This is a genomic window from Phenylobacterium sp. (genome assembly GCF_020402505.1).
Taxonomy (GTDB): domain Bacteria; phylum Pseudomonadota; class Alphaproteobacteria; order Caulobacterales; family Caulobacteraceae; genus Phenylobacterium.
This window is the reverse complement of sequence record NZ_JADBZL010000191.1, coordinates 1-3,494: the sequence shown is the minus strand read 5'-3', so window position 1 is coordinate 3,494 and position 3,494 is coordinate 1. Positions and strand designations below refer to the sequence as shown.

At 63.1% G+C, this 3,494-nt stretch carries 1 protein-coding gene; it reads left to right on the top strand.

Going from position 1 to position 3,494, the window contains the following annotated elements:
* The first annotated feature begins 15 nt into the window (after window positions 1-15).
* On the top strand, window positions 16-3,408 hold the full coding sequence (locus IM632_RS12960; RefSeq protein ID WP_296480130.1) for a TonB-dependent receptor: 3,393 nt from the start codon (window positions 16-18) through the stop codon (window positions 3,406-3,408).
* Window positions 3,409-3,494 lie beyond the last annotated feature (86 nt).

Genomic DNA, 3,494 nt, shown 5'->3' with positions numbered 1-3,494 from the left:
GATGGAGGGGTATCCATGATGTCCACGAGAATGCTCGCCCGCAGTACGGCGGTGGCCGCCCTGATGTGCGCCATGGCCGCTCCGGCCTTCGCCCAGGAAACCACCAGCGCCATCCGCGGCCGCATTACCGACGCAACAGGCGCGTCCGTAGCCGGCGCCACGGTCACCATCACCCACGCGCCGACCGGCACTACGGTGACCACCCTCTCCGGCCCTGACGGCTTCTATACCGCCCGTGGCCTGCGCGTTGGCGGCCCCTACAAGATCGAGGCCACCTCTTCCGGCCGGACCGAGTCCTCGCAGGTCCAGTCGGTCGGTGTCGGCGCCCCGGTGACCGTCAACCTCGCCTTCGCCGCCGACCTGGTTGAGGAGGTGGTCATCACAGCCGCCCTGGCCAAGCGCGAGGAGAACGGCGGTCCGACCAGCAACTACGGTCTTGGCGACATTCAGGATCTGCCCAGCCTCAAGCGCGACCTTAAGGACGTGGCCCGCCTCAACCCCTTTGTGGTGCTGGACCCCTCCAACCTCGACGCCGTCTTCGCCGGCGGCGTGTCCAACCGCTTCAACAGCCTGACTGTCGACGGCGTGAAGCAGAACGACGACTTCGGCCTGAACAACAACGGTTATCCCACGCAACGCAGCCCGATTTCGACGGACGCCGTCCAGGCCATGTCGGTGAACCTGGCGCCTTATTCGGTGCTCTACAACGACTTCCAGGGCGCCAACATCAATGTGGTCACTAAGTCCGGCACCAACGACTTCAAAGGCACCTTTGTCTATGAATATTCCGATCAGGATTACATAGGCGATAGGGCCAATGGCCAGAAGTTCACCAACATCTTCGAGGAGACGTCCTGGGCCGCCACCCTTGGCGGGCCAATCATCAAGGACAAGCTCTTCTTCTTCCTGTCCTACGAGCAGTTTGACGCCGAGCGCGGCACGATCGCCGGCCCGGTGGGCTCCGGAAAGCCTGTGATCGCCGGCAACCCGAACGCCGCCATTCCCTTCATTACGCCGGCCCAGGTGACCCAGGTCCAGGACATTCTCAAGAATGTCTACGGCTACGGCGTCGACTCCGGGAGCTCAATCCTTAACAATCTGGCCCTACCGGAAGAGGACACCAAGAAGCTCGTCAAGCTGGACTGGAACATCACCGATAACCACAGGCTGGCCTTCACCTGGCAGTCCACCGAGGGCACCCGGCTGATTGAGGGCAACCGGTCGTCCTCGACCCAACTGGCCCTGTACTCGAACTACTACACCAAGGGCGACGATCTGACTGTCTACACCGCCCAGCTGAATTCGGGGTGGACCGACAATTTCCGTACCGAACTGACCGTCACCCAGAAGGAAGTGGTGACCCTGCAGGTCCCGGTCGGCGGTGTCTCTGGAAACGCCTCCGGAAATGGCGACGAGGCGGCCGAATTCGGCCAGTTCTCCATCGGTGCCAACCCTGCGGTCTCTGGCACGGCGACCCGGATCCTGGCTGGTCCGGACAACTCGCGCCACGCCAACGAGCTTGAGAACACCGTCAGGACCTACCGCGCCCGGGCCTTCTACGACCTCGGCGACCACGAGTTCGCCGCCGGCGTCGAGAAGGAGAACCTTGAAGTCTACAACCTCTTCGCCCAGCGCACGGAAGGCGAGTTCACCTTCAACAGCGTGGCCGACCTCCAGAACCGGGTCCTGAACCAGCTTGTCTATCAGAACGCCATCGTCGATGCGAACGGCGACGGCGTGCGTAACGAGAAGGATCTGGCAGCCCAGTTCGACTACGACACCTGGAACATTTACGCTCAGGACACCCTGCGCGTCACCGAGGACCTGACGGTCACGGCGGGCTTCCGATATACCCGGCTGAACCAGAGCGACAAGCCGCTCGCCAACCCCTACTTCCTGAGCCGATACGGCTTCTCCAACTCGGAGAACCTGGACGGCAAGTCGGTCTTCATGCCGCGCCTCAGCTTTGACTGGCGCCCAGACTATGAAGCCAACTTCGGGGCGGTGGGCGTCAGTGGCCTGCGGGTCACCGGCGGCTTCGGCCTCTTCTCCGGCGGCGCCGCCACCGTGTGGGTGTCGAACAGCTTCTCGAACACCGGCGTCCTCGGTGCCAGCGTCTCGTGCCTGCGTGGCGCCACCAGCTCCGCCTGCGGCCTCGCCGCCGGCACAACCGATATCGCCATCCTGAATCAGGTCACCAGCTTCGCGGACCTTCCGACAGCGCTGGAGGCTCTGCTGGATCCGACCAGACCCTCGATCGTCAACATCCAGCGCTCGGCCGGCGCCAACGGGATCGATCCGAGCTTCGAGCCGATCCAGACCTGGAAGAGCAGCCTGACCTTTACCGGCGACCTCAATCTCGGTTGGCTGGGTGACGACTACGAGTTCTCGGTGGACTACCTGCGCGGCGACGTCCGAAAGGGTATCCTCTGGAAGGATTATCGCGGCGGTCTCTCGCCGGTCGCCTTTGCCCCCGACGGCCGGCCGATCTACCGCCGGAACGCAGAGCGTGGTCTGTTCGTCACCGGCGTGGCCTCGTCCGACACCGGCAGCGACCTCATCCTCACCAACACCGATCAGGGCTTCCAACAGGCCTGGGCCTTCAGCCTCTCCAAGTCCTGGGACTCCGGCTTCGACGGCAGCTTCAGCTACACCCTGACGGACGCCAAGGACGTGAACCCGGGCACGAGCTCTGTGGCCTTCTCCAACTGGGCCAACCTGGCGACGGCGGATGTCAATAACCCCGGCCTTGCGACCTCGAACTACGAGATCAAACACTCGTACAAGCTGCGTCTGTCCTGGACCAAGGAGTTCTGGGACGACAACAAGACCAATATCTCCCTCTTCATGGAGCACCGGTCGGGCCTGCCCTACAGCTTTGTCTACAACATCTCCAGTTCGGCCTCGATGGCGACCTTCGGCGACGGCGCCTCGAACCGCCAGCTGTTCTACGTTCCCAAGCTCGATAGCTCGGGCAACGTGACCCTGACCAGCGACCCGATCGTCACCTATGCGGCGGGCTTCAACATGGCGGCCTTCAACGAGTACCTGAAGGGCGTGGGCCTGACCGACCATGCGGGCAGAATCTCGCCTAGGAACGGCTTCCGTTCGGATGATGTGACCCGCTTCGACCTGCGCCTGAGCCAGGAACTGCCTGCGTTTGTGCCGAACGGCGCCAAGCTCAAGCTCTTCGCCGACTTCATCAACATCGGAAACATGATCAACGACGAGTGGGGCGTCCTGGAGCAGGTAGACTTTCCTTACGTCGCACCGATCGTCGGCGTGGCCCTTGCGGGCGGCAAGTACACCTATTCGAACTTCCAGCCGGCGGTGAAGACGCTGTCTAACTCGGACGCGCCGAACCGGTCGCTCTGGCAGGTCAAGTTCGGCGTCAAGTACTCCTTCTGATCCCAGCCGGGTTCAGCGGAATTCGGGGGGCGGTCCGGCGACGGGCCGCCTCTTCGCTTTTCGGGGGCGTCGCGAAAGCTTGACGT